Source organism: Desulfosporosinus paludis (genome assembly GCF_045689965.1).
Classification (GTDB): Bacteria; Bacillota; Desulfitobacteriia; order Desulfitobacteriales; family Desulfitobacteriaceae; genus Desulfosporosinus; species Desulfosporosinus paludis.
Genome location: NZ_CP144211.1, coordinates 237,645 through 259,294, shown reverse-complemented (window position 1 = coordinate 259,294; position 21,650 = coordinate 237,645). Strand labels below are relative to the sequence as shown.

The window sequence follows — 21,650 nt, the reverse complement described above, 5'->3', positions numbered from 1 at the left end:
TCCGGAGAATTTTTCATACAGTTTTAGTTTAAATTATTGAAATGTTGAAGGAATTTTGATAAATCAGACGAATTATACTTTAGAGACTTATGATGGGGGGAAAGCAATGAAGTTCCGAGCAAATCTGATTCTTTCAATTTTCTTGCTTGTCGTTACCCCCATTGTCATAACAGGTTTCGTTACGATGGAAGCCGCAGACAAAGCTCTACAATCTCAAGCTCAGCAAACTGGACATCTGCTAAGCTTCGAGCGGACGGAAATATCCCACTTGCGGGAAAACATCATTTATATTTTAATTATCGGTACAGTTGTTAGTTTATCAGGGGCGGGGATTTTTACAAGTGAACTCTCTGGCTCTGTGAACAAAATTAAGCAGGGGCTCGATGCCTTGAGCCATGATACGAATATTGTTATTCATCCTCAGCGAGGTATTCTCGGTGAAATAGTTGCTTCTATTAACCAATTGGCAGAGAAGCTCCGAGAAACCCGCAGCCATCGAGATGCTTTGTTAGAGAGCAGTCCTAATGGAATTATTACCGTGGATAGAACGGGCAAAATCATTCTTTTTAACCCTGCGGCCTCAGTTTTAACGGGCATCCCTCAAGAAAAGGCCCTGGGAACAAAGTATTCGGATCCGGAATTAGAATTACCCATTCGCCACTTAATCGCAACAACGTTAGCTAACCAAGAACCTGTTTTCGCCAAGGAAGAAATCCTATTAAGGTCCAATGGGAATTCAATGGCTGTGGCAGTTTCTACATCGCGGATGCACGATTTTCATGAGGAGTTAATAGGAGTACTTGCTATTATGATCGATCTGCGTGAAAAGCGCCTGCTGGAGGCCCAGGTATTACGTGCGAATCGTCTTGCAGGTTTAGGCGAATTAGCAGCGGGGATAGCCCACGAAATACGCAATCCTCTTACAGCGGTTAAAGGTTACTCTCAGGTATTAGAGGATGAGTTGGAGGTTGATGATCCCAAACGGGAGTATACGGGAGTTATCGTCAAAGAGGTAAATCGACTGGATAAGATCGTCCAAGGGCTTTTGGCTTTTGCCAGACCGTCTGCAAGCCACTTCGAATTAACGAATCTTAATGAGGTCATTGAAGAAACTTTGGGGTTAGTCGGAAAGTCATCGTTTAAACATCAAATCCTGTTAAAGAGAGAGTATGCCGATAATGTCCAGGCCGAAGTGGATAGAGAACAATTTAAACAGATCTTGCTGAACCTATTACTAAATGCCAGTCAAGCTATGTCTGGACAAGGGACGATCAAGATTATCACTCGGGAAGAAGAGCCGAATGTCTCCGTCAGTATCCTTGATTCTGGATTGGGGATTCCAGTGGAGACGCTTGATAAGCTCTTTGATCCTTTCTTTACAACTCGAGAAAATGGTACGGGCCTGGGGTTAGCCATTGCCCATCAATTGATGGAACTTCATGGCGGAACAATCGAAGTGCGCAGCGAAATCAACGTAGGAACAGAATTCAAACTCATTTTACCGATGAAGCAAGGGGGCGTCCTTGATGATTCAATCTAAGGGGTCTATTTTAATCGCTGACGATGAAGAGAGTGTCCGAAATTTAATTCGTCGAGTATTAATGAAAATGGACTATACTGTGGAAACTGCCTGTAACGGTGAGGAAGCCCTTGCTCAAATCCAAAACCATGGTTTCGACCTTTTGATCATGGACATACGAATGCCGAAACTGGACGGTATGGAAGCTTTTAAAGTGCTGCGAATTGACTATCCGAGTTTGCCTATTATCATGATGACCGCTTTCAGCACCGTCGAAACAACGTTGGAAACCATGCGTCTCGGGGCCTTTGACTATTTGACCAAACCTTTTGATGTGTCTGAAGTAAAAATGGCTGTGGAAAAAGTTTTTTCCTCACGCTTAGGAAACAATGATCTTCAAAATCCTCCTCAAAAGACAGCGAGTCGCCATATTAAGGCCTTTATCGGTTCCAGCCCTTTAATGCAGGAAGTATTTAAAGCGATTGGTCGAGTAAGTGCAAGTGATTCGTCTGTCTTAGTCCAGGGGGAGAGTGGTACAGGTAAAGAACTGGTGGCTCGAACCATTCATCAATACAGCAGCCGCAAAAACAAGCCTTTTGTTACTGTCAACTGTGGTGCTATCCCCGAAGGAATTTTGGAAAGTGAATTTTTTGGGCATGAAAGGGGAGCATTTACTGGGGCACATCAGCAAAAGACAGGAAAGTTCGAGCTGGCCAATGGGGGAACGATATTTCTCGATGAAATTGGGGAAATGAGTCCGCCGCTGCAAGTTAAGCTCCTCCGGGCTTTGCAGGAAAGGGAGTTTGAACGAGTCGGGGGCAATGAAAAGATAGTCGTTGATGTTCGTATCATCGCGGCAACGAATAAAAACCTGCGCCAAAGTATTCTGGATAAGACGTTTCGGGCAGACTTGTTCTATCGTTTGAACGTTGTTTCGATCATAATTCCTCCTTTACGCGAAAGGAAAGAAGATATCTTGCTCCTAGCAGCTTATTTCCGAGATAAGTTTTGCGGAAAATTAGGCGTGGAGCCCAAGATGATCTCTAAAGAAGTGTTGAACGTCTTGCAAGCTTATGATTGGCCGGGGAATGTACGCGAATTGGAAAATATGATGGAGCATGCCCTTGTTATGGGTAAAGGACAGGTTATCTTAGTCGAGGATCTGCCTGAGGAAGTACTCAATAGGCAGAAGGCTTGCTTAGCTGAAACAGGGACGAAACAAGAGACCCTGCGCTCCATGGTCAAATCTCTGGAGAAAGAAGTTATTGCCCAGACTTTGCAGAAGACCGGAGGAAATAAGCTCCAAACTGCCAAACTCTTAGATATTAGCAGACGTGCTTTACATTACAAAATCGAAGAATACGGCTTAGAGAATCGAGAGAATAGCTATGAACAAGAATAACGTGCATCATAATGGATACCTCCAGCTGAAGCCGCGATATTGGTTTGCTGAAGCGATTACTCGTCAACAAGGGTTAGTGCTTTTGGCTGCCTGGATCGGTTGGGTATTCGACTCCATGGATTCAACGATTTATGCCATGGTTATGCCTTCGTCTTTGCAAGATCTGTTAGGTTATTCAGCCTCGAAGGCTGATATAGCCTCTCGCGGGGGGATCATCTTAGCCATTTTTCTGGTAGGTTGGGCCTTGGGGGGACTCTTTTCGGTACCCTTGCTGATTATTTCGGCCGGAGCAGAACCTTGGCGATATCGATTCTCTTTTACGCTGTCTTTACCGGAGTAGCGGCTTTATCTCAAAGCTGGGAACAGCTGGCTTTGTTTCGATTTCTGACAGCTCTTGGCATCGGAGGAGAATGGGCCGCCGGTTCTGCCTTAGTTGCGGAATCCTTTTCAGATCAAGATCGCTCCAAAGTTCTGAGTCTTATGCAAAGCGCTTGGGGGCAGGCTTTTTTCTGGCAGCGATTGTTAACTTATTAATCGTCCCCTGGGCTACGGCCCATCAATTTACGCCCTGGCGTGCCGTGTTAATGATTGGGATTTTCCCCGCGTTGTTTGCAGCGTTTGTCCGTGAAAAGGTAAGCGAACCTGAAAAATGGCTGCTCATCCAGAAAGAGCGTGCAAATCTCAAATTTTTGGGTGATCATTCTGAGGGAGTCAGCAAAAATCTTACGGTATTGACGCTTAAACAAATATTTTGGCCGGAGCTGAGACGAGATACGATTGTAGGCACACTATTGGCGTTTTCGGCCACCTTTGGGCTCTGGGCTGTGACAAACTGGACTCCTACCTTTGTTGAGGAATTGCTGCGTGTACATCAGACTTCTGAAGACATTATCTCCAACTATAAGAGCTATGCTATTATGGCCCTTAATATCGGAGCTATCTTAGGCTATGTACTGTTTGGGCCGCTGGCAGACCGGATCGGACGCAAGCCAACGTTTTTGTTTTTTTCTCTGGGAAGTATTTTGATGGCACCGTATATTTTCTATAATGTTACAAACTATACAACGCTGCTTTTGCTTTTACCCGTGTTGGGATTTTTCAATAATGGGATCTTCTCAGGGTTTCCGATTTATCTGGCCGAACTCTACCCAACTCGGTTACGGGCAACGGGTCAAGGATTTTGCTTTAATTTTGGAAGAATTTTAGCCGCAACCGGACCACTCCTGACAGGCTTTTTGGTAAATAGTTTTGGTTCCTATGCTAAGGCAGTTGCAGCGGTGTCGTTGATTTATATTGTTGGAATCATCACGTTGATTTGGGCTAGAGAAACGAAGGGCAATCCTTTGCCAGATTAAATTGTTTGGTTAGCATTACTTTCCAGTATCTAAACCATCGTTAAGGGAATTCTTACTGGAAAGGAGTGATTGTTCATGAGAAAGATAAACGATAGAATTTATCTCGGTATAGCCTCCGGTGCCATTGGTTTTATAGCTCAGAATCTTATTGATATCTTGTCATCCAAAATGAAAATTTCCGAACGAACTTATTGGACAACTGCCGCAGGGGTATGGGTATCTTCGCGCAGGGAGTCTGAAAAATGGTCGGGGCAGCTTCTCGGTGCTTTAATGAACCTAGGCTTAAGTATGGTCGGGGGAGTATCCATCGTGGCAATCTTATCGAAATACGGGCGAGACAAACTAGCTCCGAAAGGAATCTTTTTTGGAGTTACTTTTGGCTCTATGATAACTGGTCTGCTCAGCGGTTTTGCTTCTAACAAAGTTAAGCCCAAAACTGCTAAAAGCAATCTCTCTTACATTTTAGCGAATGCTGTATTTGGTTTAACTTCAACCTTGGCCGCGGCAAAGTTAGGCGATGATTCCTTATTCGATGTTATACCCCAAAATAACTACTTAAAACCGACAAATCAAACAACGGAGCAAAGAACAAAAGACGTGGAGATTAATAACGTTCAACCAATCTATTCGGATATATCCTCTGACTTAGGAGAAACTCCTATGATGTAAGTGGTAAAACTCTTTGTGTGTGATCAAGGGATGGTCCTTTGAAAAATGTTATGAGGATCATCTCTAAATTTGATTGACCATATGGTCAATTGTGGTGTATAATTCAAACAACTTATACGTGAATTTTGTATCCAAGGGGGGAAGAAGGTGTACTCGAATTTCGAAACGATTAATGACGACAGAAAAAAACTCATTTTAGACGCCTGTATTCACGAGTTCGCTGAGCGTGGATATGAGCAAGCTTCGACTAACGTAATGATTAGAGAAGCTGGAATCTCCAAAGGAATCCTGTTTCATTACTTCAAGAGCAAGAAGGGTTTATTTCTCTACATAGTGGAGTATGCTCTCCGAACTTTGGTCGAAGAGTATAATAAGTACTCCTTTCAAACTACTGGAGATATTTTTCGGAGGTTAAGTGAACTGAGTATTATTAAGCTAAAGATTAACCAGACATACCCGAAACTTAGCAAACTGTTGGTGGATGCTCTGGCGAATTCTCCAGAGGATATTCATGCAGAGGTGGAGAGACGATATAATCAGATTTCTCAAGAATATCTGCCGCTGTTCTTTCAAGACATTGATTATACAAAGTTTCGCAGCGGTGTAGATCCTGCGAAGGCAATTGAAATCATAATGCTCTTCATAGAGGCTTTAGGTAATAAGTACATGAAAGAATGCCAAAGCATCAAAAACGATTGGCTGGAGAATTACGATCAACTTTTGGCTGAGTATAACAGCTATATGGAAATTTTGAAGTATGGAATGTACTCTAACTGATAAGTTGCGCGTAGGACCGTCCCCTAATAATGATTAATAGATCATGTTGTATTGTCTTGAAAGAATGCAGGAGGGGTATGGGATGGATATTCTCTTGGAAGGGAAAAATCTCCACAAAAGATATCGTACTGGAGAAGTTGAGCTTGAAGTCTTGAAAGGGATTGACTTTCAAATCTTAAAAGGTGAATTCATTGTTGTCTTAGGTCAAAGCGGTTCTGGTAAGACGACATTACTAAATATTATTGGAGGAATGACGAAAGCTTCAGACGGTGAGCTTTATTATAAAGGCCAGCCTCTGCACATGATTGATGATCAGCGCCTTACCCTCTATCGCCGAAACGAAGTGGGTTTTGTTTTTCAAAATTATAATTTAATGCCAAATCTCACAAGCTATGAGAATGTTAAATTGGCTGCGGAAATTGCTCAAAATCCGCTCTCTGTCCCAGACGTCCTGCGTGAAGTGGGTCTGGAAGACAGAGCGGATCATTTCCCATCTCAACTTTCCGGCGGACAGCAGCAGCGAGTTGCTATCGCTCGGGCAATCGTTAAAAACCCGGAGCTTCTGCTTTGTGATGAGCCGACTGGTGCTTTAGATATTCAAACTGGGATTCAGGTTCTAATATCGTTACAGAAATTAAATCGTGAATACCATAAGACAGTGATTATCATTACTCATAATGCAGAAATTGCCAAAATGGCCGACCGTGTTTTCTACTTAAAAGACGGTTTACTTGATTTTGTAAAGGTTAATGAGCGACCACTTCCACCGGAGGAAATAGCATGGTAATGCTCAGAAGAAAAACCTGGCGAGATCTTAAAGAAAATAAAGGGGTTTATCTCGCCTGTATTATAGTTATCGCCATCGGTTTAATGATTTACACTTCAATGTCGATTGTTGTAGAAAATATGGACAAGGCTCAACAAGCTTTTTATAGTGAAACACATTTTGCCGACGGTTTTATTAGTGTCACAGGTTATCCGGAAAACAACGTTAATATGCTTACATTTCTTCCGGGTGTTGATCTAGCAGAAGGCCGGATTGTTAAAGATGTTCGCCTGTTTGATCAACAGAAAGACTCGAATCGTTATCTGAGAATGGTCTCCATAAATATGACCAGTCCCCCAAAAATCAACCAACTCCATCTTTTGACAGGGCATCTCCCGGAGGATAATCAATCAGAAATCGTTGTTGATCCCCAGTTTTTTGCAGCGAATCACTTGACCCTAGGGGACAGCATCAAAGTTATTCTCGAAGGCAAAGAAGCGACATTCCGAATTACTGGAACTGCTCAAAACCCAGAGTTTATTTATATTATGAGGACAGCCCAAGATCTTTATCCGTCGCCTACTGATTTCGGAATAGCCTATGTTCCCTTAAGCTCCCTTAAAGGGCTTGTCAAAGAAAAGGGACAGGTTAATGATTTGGTGTTTACCCTGAAGAAGGGGGTAAGTTTTGAATCGGTTAAAGATAGTTTGCAAGCCAAGTTAAAGCCTTATGGTCTGCAAAGCATTATCCCCCGCAAAGATCAGACGAGCAATTCTATCTTGAATAGTGAAATAACCAATATCCGAAGCATGGCCAAAACCCTTCCCGTTGTATTTCTGGGGGTAGCTGCTATTATTTTGTACTCAATGCTGCGTCGTCTCATCGAACAGCAAAGGGTTTCCATAGGGACACTTAAGGCGTTTGGCTTTACTGATCGCGAGGTAATCTGGCATTATCTTACCTACCCCTTGCTTATTGGAACGATAGGCGGCTTACTCGGAGGAATAGCCGGGATTGCTCTCTCTTACCCTTTAACGACACTGTACAAACAGTATTTTGCTTTGCCTGGACTTAAAAGCGAGTTCTCAGTTAAGTATTTACTGATTGGATTGTCCCTGGCGCTTTCCTTCAGTATCATAAGCGGTATTAGAGGGAGCCTGGATATTCTGCGCTTGGAACCAGCTCAAGCTATGAGGCCGCCAGCTCCCGGAACTGCAAGAAAGACCCTTATCGAACGATTTACCTGGTTTTGGCGAAGTCTCTCGTCGCAAGCTCAGATGGGTATTCGCGGTGTCTTTCGTACTCCAACGAGAAGTGTTTTTAACGTGATTGGTATTGCAGTTGTTTTTAGCTTAATGACAGTATCGTGGTCAATGCAAAACATGACAAACTTGCTGACAGTTGTTCAATTGGAACAAGTTCAAACCTACGACGTCAAACTATCTTTGATTAATCCCGCCCCGACTGACGCAACAAAACTAGCTCTTACCCATGAAACAGGAGTTTCTCGAGTGGAACCCGTTCTGGAAGCGCCGGCTACCTTGAGAAATGGTTGGTTAAAGAAAGAAGTTTCACTCATGGGGCTTACCAAGGATTCAAGTCTCTATAATATTCTTGACAAAAACGGCCATCGTATTGAAGTTCCTGATCAAGGGATTTTGCTCTCCGAACGCTTGGCCCAGACTTTGAATGTCAAAGCAGGTGACTATATCTATGTTGAAAGCCCCTGGAGAGAAGAGACCGTTGAAGCTAAGGGAGAGAATCTAGTGGTGAAAGGTGTAGTTCCTCAGTACGTCGGACTCAATGCTTTTATGGAAGAAAAAGAACTGCAGCGATTTCTGCGGCAAGGAGAAATCAGTACATCGATGTTGGTAAAAATGGCTCCATCTGAGATCGGGAGTATTAAAAGTAAATATCGCGATGCCACTAATGTCACCTCGATTGAATCCCTTAAAGATACAGGGGACAAGATTCGTAAAATGATGGATTCTTATGGTTTTACGACTTGGTTGTTAGCCATTCTCGGCGGGATTACAGGCTTTGCCCTGATCTATAATTCGAGCATCATTTCTCTGTCGGAACGAAAGCGAGAATTAGCTTCCCTGCGTGTCTTAGGAATGACGCCAAGAGAAGTATTGCGGGTTATTACCTCAGAACAGTGGGCCTTATTTGTTTTTGGAATCATGTTGGGTATCCCTTTAGCCTATGGTTTAGAGATTAGTATGGCCCATGCTATGAGCAATGATCTCTACTCTCTTCCGGCAGAGCTTCCACCGATAGCTTTACTGGGTGCGGCAGCCGGAACAGCTTTTTCTGTTTTGGTGGCCCAAAGCAGGGTTTATTACAAGATAAAGTCACTTGCCTTTGTTGAGATTCTTTCTACTAGAGACTAATTTTGGAGGGTGAAACGATGGCCATTGAAAAGACGATGCTCAGTCCGGCAGCAAAAACACTAAAGACCAGTATTTGGAAAAAATTCAACTTTAAACATCACAAATTTATAATGATAGGGTTACTTGCCGCTCTCATCCTTTGCACAGTTATTATCTTACAGTCTATGCCTCTTTCCGTCGGAGTCCTGACACTTCATCCCGGTGATTTCAGCAAAGGGTTCACAGAAGAAGGGGAAATAATTGCCGCTCAAGAGTGGCCCATCTTCAATCCTGTGGAAGGCGAACTACAAGCCGTTAAGGTTAAAAATGGAGAAACGGTAAAAAAGGGTCAGGTATTATTCCAGATGAATACCAGTGACCTTAGCTATCAATTAGAAAACTTGAAAGCACAATATCAAAGCCTTGAAGGACAGCGCATCCAGAACTACAAGAGTCCTAATGATGCCCAAGCTGCTCAGCAAAAACTCATCATTGAGCAGGCAGAAAAGGATGCCCAAGAGGCGGACCAAAACTTAACCAGAATGAAGGCCTTATTTCAAGCTGGCTCAATCTCGGCTGTAGACTATGAAGGTGCCCAGACTGCTTCGGAGAAAGCAGAAAACTTCTTACAGCAGCAAAAAGAAGGGTTACAGCAGATTTACGAGCAATATCAGACTTCCCAGGGCGCAGAATTATACTATGTCAATCAGCAAAATGCTCTTCAAACGCAAATTGACCAGACGGAGGAAAAGATCGGCAAGGCTGTGGTTACGGCACTTCAAGACGGAATGGTCAAAGATCTTTCTCTAAAAGAAGGAACTTTTATTCCCCTTGGGCAGCAGATTATGAGCATCTATGAGAACAATGGCTATAAGATAGAAAGCTATGTTTTGGCCAGCGATGCCCTTGATATCAAAGTGGGGAGCTCAGTGCAGGTGACTCAAGCTACCAGCACCGGCAATAAATCGTTCAAAGGTCAGGTTGAAGCGGTTGATCCGTCAGCCGTTGAGAAGATCTCTCCCCTCGGGCTTAAGGAAAACCGTGTGAAAGTAACGATTCTGCTAACAGATCCTTCTCCTGCCGTCGTTCTGGGGAGCAGTGCGGATGTCAAATTTACTACCTTGGAAGTTCCCAATAAACTGCAAATCCCTAAAACAGCACTATTTCCTTATCAGCAAGGAGAGGCGGTTTGGATAATTCAGCAAGGCAGGGCCAAAATCCAGCCTGTGAAAAAAGGCGTAGAAAATGACAGCCAAGTGATCATTGAACAAGGTCTGTCGGATGGAGATATTGTTCTTCAAGACCCTAATTTGACGAACCTCAAGGAAGGTAAACGAGTTAAAGCTACCCTTTAAACACTCTTCAGCGAACGCTGGAGTCAACGATAGAATTGTTAAGGTTTGCGATTTTTCAAAACCCTTTTCATAAAGCAAAACAGGCTTCTACTTTTAACAGTAGAAGCGCGTTTTGAATGATTAAAGAATTGGAGAATTTGGAGACCAGTTATATTACCTTAACTAGAGTACTCGTTTTGCTCCAAGATATACGGATTGCCAGTACGGTCCCAAGGTATAGATGGTAACTCCTTTAGAGCTGGCTGCATTGATAAATTGATTACCGCCAACATAGATTCCCTCATGATCAACGATTCCGTTTTTAGCTAAAGAAAAGAAGACGATATCTCCTGGTTTTAGATTGTTATATGAGACAGAAGTTCCGATCATGTACTGGTCCCGGGAAACTCGGGGAAGATTAATGCCGTTTTTAGCAAAAACATACTGGACGAAAGCAGAACAGTCGAATCCGGCGGGCGTTGTCCCTCCATACAGATAGGGTACACCGATATAGCGCTTGGCAGTGGCTATAATGGCACTTGCTTGAGTTGACTGTGGAGACGCTATAGAGGAAGTGCTTCTCGATGTTGATGGATGGGTAGGGCTGCTGGTTTTAACGGGCTGAGCCTGCTTCGGTTTCGTTGGGGTTGAAGCAACAGTTTTTTGGGCCGCTGGAGCAGTTTCTTTAGAAGCAGAAAGAGTATTGGAACTTGCTGAAGTTTGAGGCACCGGCTTGTTCGATACTACGGGTGAGACTACTGCAGTTACAGGAATTGAATCTTGGCTTAGTGTCAAAGGTGCAGCTGTGACAATTGTAACAAATGAGACTATAGAAATGACAGGAACTGAGAGAAGTACCCATCGTTTATAATTAAAGCTTTTAATAGTCTTCAGAGTTATCATGTTCATCATCCTTTCATTGACCTGTAAGGTGTTACGACTAAATACTCTTACCGGCAACTGCAATATCCCTGCAAGGTTGTCTCCTAGTATAACGTAAACGATTGAACTTGTCCTTGGTACATTCTGTCAATATCGGTTTGTTATATAAAATGCCTCATCAATCACTTGGTGAGGCATTAATAATCTGTTCGAATTTTTTTAAACAATTGTCAATTCATAATAGCTTCGATAAATGGAGCGAACATTGATCTTACCGTAATTCACCAAGAAAAACTTTAATAAGTTGGAGTATTTTTGTAAACAATCATAAAGTAGTTTAGAATAGTACATAGAAGTTGAGTTGTATAAACGAGACATGGTTCCTTGTTCTGACTAAGGCGCTAGGATACTAAAAGGGGGAAAATAACACGATGAAAGATCTGATTAGAAAAGGGTTATCACTTGGTTTAGGATTAGCGGTTGTCAGCAGAGAACAGATTGAGAAGTTTGTAGATGAGATGGTTAAAAAAGGGGAAGTAACCTCCTCGGAATCAAAGGATTTAATTCGAGAACTGCTCGAAAAAGGCGAAGCAGAAAAGAAAGAAATGAACACTCGTATACATGATCAATTAGAAAAATTGCTTATGGAGTTTAATATCCCCACCAAGGCTGACTTGGAGCGCTTGGAAAAGCGTATTTTGGATTTAGAAAATACCGTAAAGAATTTAGAGAATCGCTAATTATTAATGTTTGACGGGCCTAATTTTCTTTAGGTCCGTTCTTTACCCCAGTGATGTCCTTATTCTTCTTAAGTTTATTTTGCTCAGAAATTATGTTACCTCTGAGAGAGCATGACAGAACAACTCTTAAGGTTCTGTTGTATCTGAAATACTCCTCAATGGATCAGTATCTCTCAGATCCCCATGTTGATTAACTCAGAAATAACATAATTTCTAGAACAGCAAGGATTCGTTAATTGAACGCCATTTAAAATATTTTCTTTGATTTTAGTCTAGCGGAGGGGACGTTACGATGATCGTAAAGAGAATTCGCCATTTAAAACGGTATCGAGATGTCGCTAAAGTCCTTGCTCGTCACGGATTTGGTTTTTTTGTGGAGGAGATCGGACTTATACATATGCTTTCCCTTCCCAAGCGACTTTTCACGGATTGGGAGGAAATAGATCCTTTGTCGATGGGCGAGCGGATACGTCAAGTCCTAGAGGAACTGGGTCCGACCTATGTTAAGATCGGTCAGATCGCTAGTACACGAGCGGATATAATTCCTGAGGAAATACTTTCAGAACTGGTAAAATTACAAGATAGTGTTGCGCCTTTTTCCTTTGAAGAAGTGCGCCGAATTGTTGAAGAAGAATTAGGATCTCCTCTTGAGGAGATTTTTACGATCTTTGAAGAAACGGTGGTTGCAGCGGCCTCCATCGGTCAGGTCCACCGCGCTCAGTTGCAGTCGGGAGAAAGAGTTGCCGTAAAAGTACAGCGCCCCAATATTAAAGCGTTAATTGAAACTGATTTAGAAATTCTCCTGGATCTGGCAACCTTGGCGGAGCATCGCATGGTGCGGATGGAACGCCTTCAATTACGAGAGGTTGTCGAAGAATTTGCCAAATCCTTGCGCAATGAACTTGATTACACCATTGAAGCCCGCAATGCCGAAAAAATTGCCAAGCAATTCAAAGAGGATTCAACAATACACATACCAGATATTTATTGGGATTACTCAACTCAAAAGGTTCTAACAATGGAGTACGTGGAGGGTATAAAGCTCAATCGGTTTGAAGAGATTGATAAAAAAGGTTATGACCGCAAAGGCATTGCTGAGCAGCTGGTGAGGGCGCTTTTTCACCAAGTATTAATTGAAGGGTTCTTCCATGGGGACCCACATCCGGGGAACATCTTACTTTTACCCGAAGGGGTGCTCTCCCTTATCGATTTTGGCATGGTCGGCAGACTAACTCAGGAAATGAAATACAATTTTGCCTCTATGGTCATTGCCATGATGCGCCAGAATACTGAGAGTATGATCCAAGCTATTTTGAGGATCGGGATTATTCCTGAGGATGTCAATTTACCTCTTCTGACGAAAGAAGTGGATGAGCTGCGGGAAAAGTATATGGATGTTCCCATGAGCCGGATTAGCTTAGGCGGCGCTGTTGGAGATCTGTTGGGGGTTGCCTTCCGGCATCAGATCAGAATTCCTGCGGATTTTACCTTATTAGCAAAATGTTTATTGCTCCTAGAGGGAATCGTGGAAAAACTTGATCCTCAGCTGAGTATTATGGACATGGCGAAGCCTTTCGGGCTTCGTCTGCTTAAGGAACGTTATTATCCAAGTACTATTGCGGGTCGGGTGTGGCATAACATCTCAGATTATAGTGAACTTTTGGTAGACCTCCCGAAACAAATGAAGGCCTTGATGCGAGATGTTTTACGCGGCAAAATTCATCTGGATGTGGGTGTTCCTGAATTAGATGTGTTTCTGCGCAAATTAGACCGCATATCAAATCAAATTTCTTTTAGTATTGTACTCTTGTCCTTTAGCATCGTAATGATGGGATTGATTATCGCCTCGGCTTTAGGTCGTCAGCCTATTATGCTTTGGCAAATCCCAGCGATTGAAATAGGATTTGGCGTAGCGATCTTGATGTTAATTTGGTTATTTATTTCAATTTTTAAATCTGGGAAATTTTAAGGCTGAAGAGTTTCCATTGGCCCAGGTTAGTGAACTTACCTAATCCTCCCGAAAATGACAAGTCTACCTCGTTTGTTTCAACTGAGGTAGACTTCTTTATGGTTACTCACTTACATTACTCAATTCCTTTGGAATCGTCGACAAGGAGAACATAGACTTCAATCGGTCCGTGTACCCCGATAGAGAGATCCATTTCTATGTCCGAGGTTCGGCTGGGACCTGTGATAAATTCCAAGGCAGCAGGCGGGTTTCCTGAGGCGGCAACTTCGGTCAAGACTTCACTAAGATTGTTTCTGAGTTTTGAGGTTTCCAGGATGGTCAGATGTCGTGGAGGAAGCAAACTGACGGCGCGGCCTCGTTGGGGGTTACTGCTCGTGACAATCGTGCCGGAGAGGGCAATGCCCAGTCTGCCCCGGTCACGCCAAGTTCAGCTTGAGCTGCTAACATATGGCGATCGTGTGGCGCAGGGGCAGACTGGGGATAACGAACAAGCGGCCAGTTTAAGCTGGAAAAGGCAGATTCTGCGAACGCGGGGAGCAAATTCCAGCTCACGATGGTCGGTTGTTTCGGCTGGTCCAGGAAAAGATTACCGAACCATTCTTGAAGGTGGCCTACGGCTTCATCTGGAGATTTGACGATTCCGCCTTTTCCGCCCAAGGCTTGCCAATTGTTCAAAAACGTAGTGGCTCGTTCTTGGTCAGGAACTTGATACGAAGGAACGTCGAAGACCACCAGGGCCGGGGTGGAGTTGGGAGTGGAACGTCCGAGCTTGGATGCCAGGAGACTGATAAAATCGTTAGTATTGGTCATTGCTCTCACCTCATTTTACTCTTTGGAGTCGGGGGTAGGGATCGTTCCTTTACGCTTGGCTTCTTCCCACAGGTACATAAACGATTTAGAGGCGACCATTGGCAAGGTCTTGCTTTTGGTCCAATTGGAGAGAGGAGGCGGGCCTCCGACAATACGATTATGCTGCACGAAGGGAAATTGGAACCGTGCACCGAGACGCAGTGCTTGACGTAAGGTTTTTTCGTGGGTAAACATAAAACGATAGGCTTGGAAAATTCGTTTTTCGATTTGGGGAGTATGTCCTGTAAGAGTTTTGCGTGCTCTTAATTTAACGAGAAGATCATGAAGAGGAATGCGAACTGGGCAGGCTTCAGAGCAGGCACCACAAAGAGAGGAGAAGTAGGGAAGGTGTCCCCATTTTTCCCAGTCTTTTTCTAAAAGAGGTGTGATGACAGAACCAATCGGGCCAGAATAGACTGATCCGTAAGCGTGTCCTCCAATTTGACGGTAAACTGGGCAGACATTAAAACAGGCACCGCAGCGAATACAATTTAGGGATTTGCGGAAGGTGGGGTCACCGAGGATTTCAGAGCGATTATGATCGAGAATGACAAGATGAAATTCTTCGGGTCCATCGGCATCTGTGGATTGCTTAGGGGGTGTGAGGATGGTGGTGTAGCTGGAAAGCCGTTGTCCTGTAGCACTCCGACCAAGGAGATTGAGTAAAACGCTAAGTTCACGGAAGGAGGGAACAATGCGTTCCATCCCCATAAGGGTGATCTGGACCCGAGGCAGTGTACTCACCATTCGTCCATTTCCTTCGTTGGTAACCATGACGATAGTGCCGGTATCCGCCACGGCAAAATTACAACCTGTGATGCCAATGTCTCCTTGTAAAAATTTCTGGCGCATTTGTTGGCGTACGAACCGGGTAAGAGTCGGGGTATCGGAACTTAAGGTTTGACCGGCCAGGGGTTCGAAGATATCGGCAACTTGTTGCCGGGTCTTATGCATGGCAGGGACGATGATATGAGAAGGAACTTCTCCGGCTACTTGAAGTATGTACTCTCCGAGGTCTGTTTCTACAACACTGATCCCATCTTGTTCCAAAGCATGGTTGAGATGGATTTCTTCTGAAACCATGGATTTGGATTTAATAATGGTTTTGGCACCATGGTCGCCGGCAATCTGGCGCACGATTTCTACCGCTTCGGAGGGAGTTTTAGCAAGATGGACATGACCACCGTTTTTTTCGACTTGGGTGATGAGCTGTTTAAGATAATAGTCCAGATTAGCGATGACGTGGGTGCGAATGGTATCTCCGGCCTGACGCCATTGTTCCCAATCCCCTAACTCTTCAGCTGCTTGATACTTATTGTGGCGCAAGCGGTCTGTGGCTCGCCGAGTGGCTTTGCGCAGAAAATCGTTGGTTAGGGCTAAATCCACTCTTTTTTCTACAATAGGTTTATAGGTAGACATTATTTCATCCCCTCCCCAAGTAACTGAATGATGTGCATGGTTTTAATAGGTTTATTAATCTTCTCCAGGTAGCCGGAAATGTTCATTAAGCAGCCCATATCCAGACCGAGAAGCAGCTCTGCTCCCGAGGCTAAGACATGCTCAGCTTTTTCGGCGACCATGGCTTCGGAGATTTTAGGCATCTTGACTGAGAAGGTACCTCCGAATCCACAGCATAATTGAGCCTCAGGCAAGGGGAGAAGTTCAAGACCTTGAACGTGTTCGATAAGAGTTAGGGGGGCGTCTTTTATACCCATCAGACGGGTAGCGTGACAGGAAGGATGATATGTGGCCTTGGCTTTATATTTGGCGCCTAAATCGGGCTTCTGCAGGACATCAACCAGAAATTGAGTAAACTCGTAGCTTTTATGAATCAGGTCATTAGCTTTGGCCAGATAAATAGGATCATTCTCAAAGAGAAAAGGGTAATAGTGATGGATCATGGCAAGGCAAGAACCGCTCGGTCCTACAACGACTTCGCTTCGTTCAAAAGCATCAATCAGCGTGCGGGCAACTTCCCGAGCGTCTGAGAAATAACCGGAATTGAAGGCAATTTGTCCACAACAGGCTTGCCCTTCGGGCACATCGACTGTGTGACCCAAGTATGTAAGGATTTTTGCCATCGTCAGATCTATGTCCGGATAAAGGGCATTCGCCAGACAAGTGGCAAAGAGGGAAATTTTCATAAACGACCATCCCTTCGTTAATGACGTTTCACCCATAGGCTATACGTTAGTATTTCCTAATTGCGTAGATTTTGATGCGGAGCATACGCTTTTGATTCTCAAAAGGAAAGGATAAATTTCCAAAGAAAAGCTCTAGGCGACAGTGTACGCCTAGAGCTTCTTTACAGATAGGTTCTAAAGAAGTTTGAGATTAACCAAGGATAGGGACATCAGGTTCACTATACCAAATAGAAATAACCGTCATGGCGCCCGTACTCTGAGTGAGGTTGAGTACTTTAAGCCAACTGTTTTCCTCCAGCCATTGATTGATTTTTTGCTCTAAGATTCGAGAATCGGGGGAACTGAAAATTTTAACCTTCATAATTACGACCTTGCCTTTCAATCCGCAGTCTATAGTTTTCCATTTAACCCTAAGGTCAATCATACGTAAGTTCGGTGGATTGTCAAGATTTAGGGTGTCTTCAAATTCAGGGATTTTTAAGGTGAAGTTGTTTTAAACGAGAGATTTTGCAATAATCCAAAAAATTGACAATAGTTCTGAAAAATCTATTTATTTTTAATTTAAGCTATGATATTATATGGCTAATGAATGAGCATTCATTCAAAGTCCTTAATTACTAAGGGGAGTGTTGATTCCATGAGCCTGCAGCGCGAGGGGAAATTCGATCGGATCCTTGATGCTGCTATAGAAGCTATTGCAGAATCGGGATTCCACCAATGCCAAGTCTCTAAAATTGCCCGTTTAGCGGGAGTTGCCGACGGTACGATTTACTTATATTTCAAAAGTAAGGAAGATATCCTAATTCGACTTTTCCAATCACGCATGGGCGAATTTATCGCCAGTATTCGGAGTGAATTAGCGCAGTGTCAGACAACCGAGGCGCGTTTAAGGACGATTGTTCGAACACATTTTTCTTACATGGAACATAATCGTTCTTTGGCTATCGTTACACAATTAGAGCTTAGACAACCAAATTTAAGTGTGCGCTTAGCTATTAACGGTCCTTTGTTAGATTATTTCAGGCTGATTGAGGAGGTGATCCAACAAGGTATAGACCATGAAGAAGTTCCCAAAATCGATGTCTGGGTGGCTCGTCAAATGATTTTTGGATCTTTAGATGAGGCCACAACTGATTGGGTGCTGGCTCGTAACCCACGAGCCTTAGAAAGTGGAGTTGAACCTATGTTAGCGTTATTCGAAGGAGCGCTTCGGTTAAGAAAAGACCACAAGAGATGAACCGAGTCACCCTGGAAGAGAAACGAGAGGAGGATGGAAATGCAAATTCGTAAAGTAGCGGTATTGGGATCCGGCGTGATGGGGAGCACCATCGCCGCCCATTTAGCCAATGCCGGAATCCCAAGCCTGTTGTTGGATATAGTCCCATCCAAACTGTCGGTCAAAGATGAAGCAGCCGGCTTGACCTTGGAGGACCGAAACATTCGCAACAGCATCGCAGAAACCAATAAGGCCAATTTGAAAAAATTAAATCCAGCACCTCTATTCGTTCCTGAGTTTGCAGATCGAATAGAAGTTGGGAACTTAAGCGACGATTTGAGCCGCTTAAGCGAAGTTGATTGGGTCATTGAAGTCGTCGTCGAACGCCTTGATATTAAGGTGGACCTTTTTAAGAAAGTGGCAGCATATGTTCGTCCGGGCACTATCGTTAGTTCTAATACCTCAGGGATCTCCTTAAAAGCTATGGTCGAAGGTCTCCCAGAGAGTTTTACACGGTACTTCCTGGGTACCCACTTCTTTAATCCCCCACGCTACATGAAACTCTTAGAAATAATTCCTGGTCCGAATACGGATCCGGAGATCGTAGCCTACTTAGCGGAATTTGGAGAGCGGGTTTTGGGTAAAGGTGTCATCCTAGCCAAAGACACTCCGAATTTTATCGCTAATCGTATCGGAGTCTATGGCTTGGCCGTCACTCTCCAAGAAATGCTGCGTTCCGGGTTATCCATCGACGAAGTTGATGCCTTAACAGGACCTGTCATGGGACGTCCCAAAAGCGCCTCCTTCCGTACGGTTGATCTCGTTGGTTTAGATACGTTTATGCATACGGCGAATACCGTCGCGGTTGGGGTGCCTTCAGAAAAAGAAAACTTCCGGTTACCAGAGTTTTTGCAAGTCATGCTGCAAAATGGCTGGCTGGGTGACAAAACGAAACAAGGTTTCTATAAGAAGTCCAAAGGACCTCAAGGCAAAGTCGTTGAAGTCCTCGATCCTCAAACAATGACCTATGTTGCGAAAAAGGACGTGAAGTTCGCTTCTCTGGAAAAAGCCAAGGCAGCCGGAAGTCTCAAGGATAAACTTCGTACGCTGGTCAGCGGCCAAGATGCAGGGGCGGAATTCTCCTGGAATGTCCTTAAACCCGTGCTGATTTATGCAGCGAATCTCCTCGGGGATATCGCCGACGACATCACTGCCATAGATGAAGGCATGCGTTGGGGCTTTAACTGGGAGATGGGGCCTTTCGAAATTTGGGATGCGCTTGGTGTTAAAGCAACTGCTGAGCGAATTATTGCTGAGGGAGGCAGCCTGCCGCCCGTTGTTCAAGAACTGCTTGCCAAGGGGGATGGAAGTTTCTATCGGAAAAATGAGATCGGACAGACAGCATTCTTCAACGCTGGAGAGTATCAACAAAAACCTGTCAGTCCGCATGCTTTCTCCTTTAAACAGGCTCACAAAGCGGGAAAAGCTATCCTCAACAATTCTGGTGCCAGCTTGATCGACTTGGGAGACGGAGTAGCCTGCTTGGAATTCCACTCACCCAACAATTCCATCGGAGCCGACATCGTCACCATGATCCAAAAGTCTCTTGTTGAAGTCGAGAAAAACTATCTGGGTATGGTCATCGGCAACCAAGGCAAGAACTTCTGCGTGGGTGCAAATCTTATGCTGATTCTTTTAGAAGCTGAAGAAGAAAACTGGGATGAAATCGATCTGATGATTCGTGCTTTACAAAATGAAACGATGGCTATGAAATACGCTAAAAAGCCCATCGTAGCAGCACCCTTTGGCATGACACTTGGCGGCGGTGCGGAAATATGTCTGCATTCCCATGCTATACAAGCTTCTTCGGAAACTTATATGGGCCTTGTGGAAGTTGGTGTGGGTCTCATTCCGGGCGGCGGCGGAACAAAGGAAATGGCTGTTCGAGCGATGGAAGGAGTCCTGCCGGGAATTCAAGTTGCCCCAGACTACTTTTTCGGCAAACGTTTTGAAACCGTTGCCATGGCTCAAGTCTCCACAAGTGCAGAAAAGGCTCGCCAACTTGGTTTCCTGCGCGATCACGACCGTTATAGTATGAACTCGGACCATGTCATCATGGATGCTAAAGCACGTGTTATCGATTTAGCGAACAACTTCAGGCCGAATTTACCCACTAAAATTAAAGTAGGCGGGCCAGGAGTAAGGGCCACCCTGGAATTGGCTCTCTATGGAATGCGGCAAGGCAACTATATTTCAGACTACGACCAACACCTCGGCAAGAAACTTGCTTATGCCATGACCGGAGGAGATCGTCCGGCTGGAATGCTTGTCGATGAACAAGTTCTTTTGGACTTAGAACGAGAAGCCTTTTTGAGTTTACTTGGTGAACCAAAAACCCAAGATCGGATCCGCCATATGCTCGCCAAAGGCAAGCCTTTACGGAATTAGGGGGGAAAAGCATGCAAGAAGCCTTTATTATCGAAGCCAAGCGTACTGCCATCGGTAAATCATCTCGAGGTTCACTGGCCCAAGTTCGACCCGACGATCTCGGAGCTTACGTCATCCAGGACGTTCTTAAACAAGTGCCTGCCTTACAGCCAGAAGAGATTGAAGATTGTGTCATCGGATGCTCCTTCCCTGAAGCGGAACAAGGCATGAACATGGCCAGAATCATGGCCCTGCGCGCAGGGCTTCCTTTAGATGTCCCCGGAGTCACCATTAATCGCTTTTGCTCATCCGGACTTCAAGCTATTTCCATGGCAGCCGATCGAATACGTTTGAGTGAAGCCGAAGTTATGCTCGCCGGTGGAACGGAAAGCATGTCTATAGTCCCTATGGGCGGAGGGAAACCTGCACCGAATCCCTTTATGATCGCCAACGCTCCTGAAGTTTACCTTTCCATGGGGATCACAGCAGAAAATGTAGCCAAGAAATATGAAATCACGCGGGGTCAACAAGACGCTTTCGCTGTTCTCAGCCATCAAAAAGCTTACACCGCGCAAACCAGCGGACGTTTTGATGATGAAATTGTACCAATTCCTCTCCCGACTTGGGGAAAACCTGGGCAGAAATGGTTCACTAAAGATGAAGGTATTCGTCCAGAAGCTACCCAGGAATCCTTAGCTAAACTTAAACCTGCTTTCATGAACGGAGGCACGGTCACGGCAGGGAACTCATCCCAGACCAGTGATGGAGCAGCTATCACCCTGCTCACCTCTGAACGCAAAGCATTAGCACTGGGCGTAAAACCCAAGGCTGTATGGCGCGGATTTGCTGTGGCGGGTGTAGAACCAGAGCTGATGGGTATCGGACCAATTAAGGCCATCCCTAAAGTCCTGAAACAAGTTGGGTTAACCTTAGACCAAATCGACCTCTTCGAATTAAACGAAGCCTTTGCCTCACAATCGCTGGCGATCATCAAGACGCTGGACATAGATATGGCTAAAGTAAATGTCAATGGGGGAGCAATCGCCTTCGGCCATCCCCTCGGTTGTACTGGTGCTAAGCTAACGGCTACGTTATTGCATGAACTTGGAAAGCGTAAGCTGAGATATGGCATGGTTACCATGTGCATTGGCGGCGGGATGGGTGCAGCCGGGGTATACGAGTTACTGTAGTATTTGCTTAGGATACAAGAAGAATCCTACCTTCTTACG

21 protein-coding genes are annotated in these 21,650 nt (G+C 44.5%); 16 read left to right on the top strand and 5 right to left on the bottom strand.

Annotated features, from left to right (window positions below; all coding sequences use genetic code 11):
* Positions 1-106 precede the first annotated feature (106 nt).
* The 10 genes from VZF35_RS01220 (at position 107) to VZF35_RS01175 (ending at position 10,215) form a co-directional block, all read left to right on the top strand.
* On the top strand, positions 107-1,540 hold the full coding sequence (locus VZF35_RS01220; RefSeq protein ID WP_407310228.1) for an ATP-binding protein: 1,434 nt from the start codon (positions 107-109) through the stop codon (positions 1,538-1,540).
* Positions 1,527-2,921 carry a sigma-54-dependent transcriptional regulator gene (locus VZF35_RS01215; RefSeq protein ID WP_407310226.1) on the top strand — a complete coding sequence of 465 codons (1,395 nt, stop codon included), beginning with the start codon at positions 1,527-1,529 and terminating at the stop codon, positions 2,919-2,921. Before VZF35_RS01220 ends, VZF35_RS01215 begins: the two co-directional genes overlap by 14 nt.
* Positions 2,908-3,261, top strand: a complete 354-nt coding sequence (locus VZF35_RS01210) for a hypothetical protein (protein WP_407310224.1) — start codon at positions 2,908-2,910, stop codon at positions 3,259-3,261. Before VZF35_RS01215 ends, VZF35_RS01210 begins: the two co-directional genes overlap by 14 nt.
* Complete coding sequence (locus VZF35_RS01205; protein WP_407310222.1) at positions 3,219-3,455, top strand: MFS transporter; 237 nt, start codon at positions 3,219-3,221, stop codon at positions 3,453-3,455. Before VZF35_RS01210 ends, VZF35_RS01205 begins: the two co-directional genes overlap by 43 nt.
* Positions 3,413-4,276 (top strand): MFS transporter, encoded by an 864-nt coding sequence (locus VZF35_RS01200; RefSeq protein ID WP_407310220.1) that lies wholly within the window; start codon positions 3,413-3,415, stop codon positions 4,274-4,276. The genes VZF35_RS01205 and VZF35_RS01200 overlap by 43 nt, the downstream gene beginning before the upstream one ends.
* Before the next feature lie 75 nt (positions 4,277-4,351).
* Complete coding sequence (locus tag VZF35_RS01195; protein WP_407310218.1) at positions 4,352-4,945, top strand: hypothetical protein; 594 nt, start codon at positions 4,352-4,354, stop codon at positions 4,943-4,945.
* 147 nt (positions 4,946-5,092) lie between these two features.
* Entirely contained in the window at positions 5,093-5,722 is a 630-nt protein-coding gene (locus tag VZF35_RS01190) for a TetR/AcrR family transcriptional regulator (RefSeq protein WP_407310216.1), read from the top strand.
* 82 nt (positions 5,723-5,804) lie between these two features.
* Positions 5,805-6,509: an ABC transporter ATP-binding protein gene (locus tag VZF35_RS01185; protein ID WP_407310214.1), complete on the top strand. Its 705-nt coding sequence runs from the start codon at positions 5,805-5,807 to the stop codon at positions 6,507-6,509.
* Positions 6,503-8,881 (top strand): ABC transporter permease, encoded by a 2,379-nt coding sequence (locus VZF35_RS01180; RefSeq protein WP_407310212.1) that lies wholly within the window; start codon positions 6,503-6,505, stop codon positions 8,879-8,881. The genes VZF35_RS01185 and VZF35_RS01180 overlap by 7 nt, the downstream gene beginning before the upstream one ends.
* A gap of 17 nt (positions 8,882-8,898) precedes the next feature.
* Complete coding sequence (locus tag VZF35_RS01175; RefSeq protein WP_407310210.1) at positions 8,899-10,215, top strand: efflux RND transporter periplasmic adaptor subunit; 1,317 nt, start codon at positions 8,899-8,901, stop codon at positions 10,213-10,215.
* 162 nt (positions 10,216-10,377) lie between these two features.
* Here the strand turns inward: VZF35_RS01175 and VZF35_RS01170 are convergent, their stop codons facing one another.
* Positions 10,378-11,097: a C40 family peptidase gene (locus VZF35_RS01170; protein WP_407310208.1), complete on the bottom strand. Its 720-nt coding sequence runs from the start codon at positions 11,095-11,097 to the stop codon at positions 10,378-10,380.
* A gap of 410 nt (positions 11,098-11,507) precedes the next feature.
* On the opposite strand from VZF35_RS01170, the gene VZF35_RS01165 reads away from it, so the two are divergent.
* Together VZF35_RS01165 and VZF35_RS01160 are read left to right on the top strand one after the other, a co-directional pair.
* Entirely contained in the window at positions 11,508-11,816 is a 309-nt protein-coding gene (locus VZF35_RS01165; protein ID WP_407310206.1) for a phasin family protein, read from the top strand.
* A 292-nt stretch (positions 11,817-12,108) separates the two neighbouring features.
* Positions 12,109-13,785, top strand: coding sequence for an ABC1 kinase family protein (locus VZF35_RS01160; protein WP_407310204.1), 1,677 nt, complete (start codon positions 12,109-12,111; stop codon positions 13,783-13,785).
* A gap of 115 nt (positions 13,786-13,900) precedes the next feature.
* Here VZF35_RS01160 and VZF35_RS01155 read toward each other — a convergent pair whose 3' ends face one another.
* The gene (locus tag VZF35_RS01155) at positions 13,901-14,167 is read right to left on the bottom strand and encodes a lactate utilization protein C (RefSeq protein ID WP_407314875.1); all 267 of its coding nucleotides are present in this window, start codon (positions 14,165-14,167) and stop codon (positions 13,901-13,903) included.
* Between VZF35_RS01155 and VZF35_RS01150 the strand changes: the two genes are divergently transcribed.
* Complete coding sequence (locus tag VZF35_RS01150; RefSeq protein ID WP_407310202.1) at positions 14,100-14,420, top strand: hypothetical protein; 321 nt, start codon at positions 14,100-14,102, stop codon at positions 14,418-14,420. The genes VZF35_RS01155 and VZF35_RS01150 overlap by 68 nt on opposite strands.
* A 190-nt stretch (positions 14,421-14,610) precedes the next feature.
* Here VZF35_RS01150 and VZF35_RS01145 read toward each other — a convergent pair whose 3' ends face one another.
* The 3 genes from VZF35_RS01145 to VZF35_RS01135 all read right to left on the bottom strand — a co-directional run bounded on the left by VZF35_RS01145 (position 14,611) and on the right by VZF35_RS01135 (position 17,139).
* Positions 14,611-16,053 carry a LutB/LldF family L-lactate oxidation iron-sulfur protein gene (locus VZF35_RS01145; protein WP_407310200.1) on the bottom strand — a complete coding sequence of 481 codons (1,443 nt, stop codon included), beginning with the start codon at positions 16,051-16,053 and terminating at the stop codon, positions 14,611-14,613.
* On the bottom strand, positions 16,053-16,778 hold the full coding sequence (locus tag VZF35_RS01140; protein ID WP_407314873.1) for a (Fe-S)-binding protein: 726 nt from the start codon (positions 16,776-16,778) through the stop codon (positions 16,053-16,055). Before VZF35_RS01140 ends, VZF35_RS01145 begins: the two co-directional genes overlap by 1 nt.
* Before the next feature lie 190 nt (positions 16,779-16,968).
* On the bottom strand, positions 16,969-17,139 hold the full coding sequence (locus tag VZF35_RS01135; RefSeq protein ID WP_407310198.1) for a hypothetical protein: 171 nt from the start codon (positions 17,137-17,139) through the stop codon (positions 16,969-16,971).
* Positions 17,140-17,415: 276 nt separating this feature from the next.
* Between VZF35_RS01135 and VZF35_RS01130 the strand changes: the two genes are divergently transcribed.
* The 3 genes from VZF35_RS01130 to VZF35_RS01120 are packed head-to-tail and all read left to right on the top strand — an operon-like array spanning position 17,416 to position 21,611.
* Entirely contained in the window at positions 17,416-18,015 is a 600-nt protein-coding gene (locus VZF35_RS01130; protein ID WP_407310196.1) for a TetR/AcrR family transcriptional regulator, read from the top strand.
* 39 nt (positions 18,016-18,054) lie between these two features.
* Positions 18,055-20,442 (top strand): 3-hydroxyacyl-CoA dehydrogenase/enoyl-CoA hydratase family protein, encoded by a 2,388-nt coding sequence (locus VZF35_RS01125; RefSeq protein ID WP_407310194.1) that lies wholly within the window; start codon positions 18,055-18,057, stop codon positions 20,440-20,442.
* A gap of 11 nt (positions 20,443-20,453) precedes the next feature.
* Positions 20,454-21,611 (top strand): thiolase family protein, encoded by a 1,158-nt coding sequence (locus VZF35_RS01120; RefSeq protein ID WP_407310192.1) that lies wholly within the window; start codon positions 20,454-20,456, stop codon positions 21,609-21,611.
* Positions 21,612-21,650 lie beyond the last annotated feature (39 nt).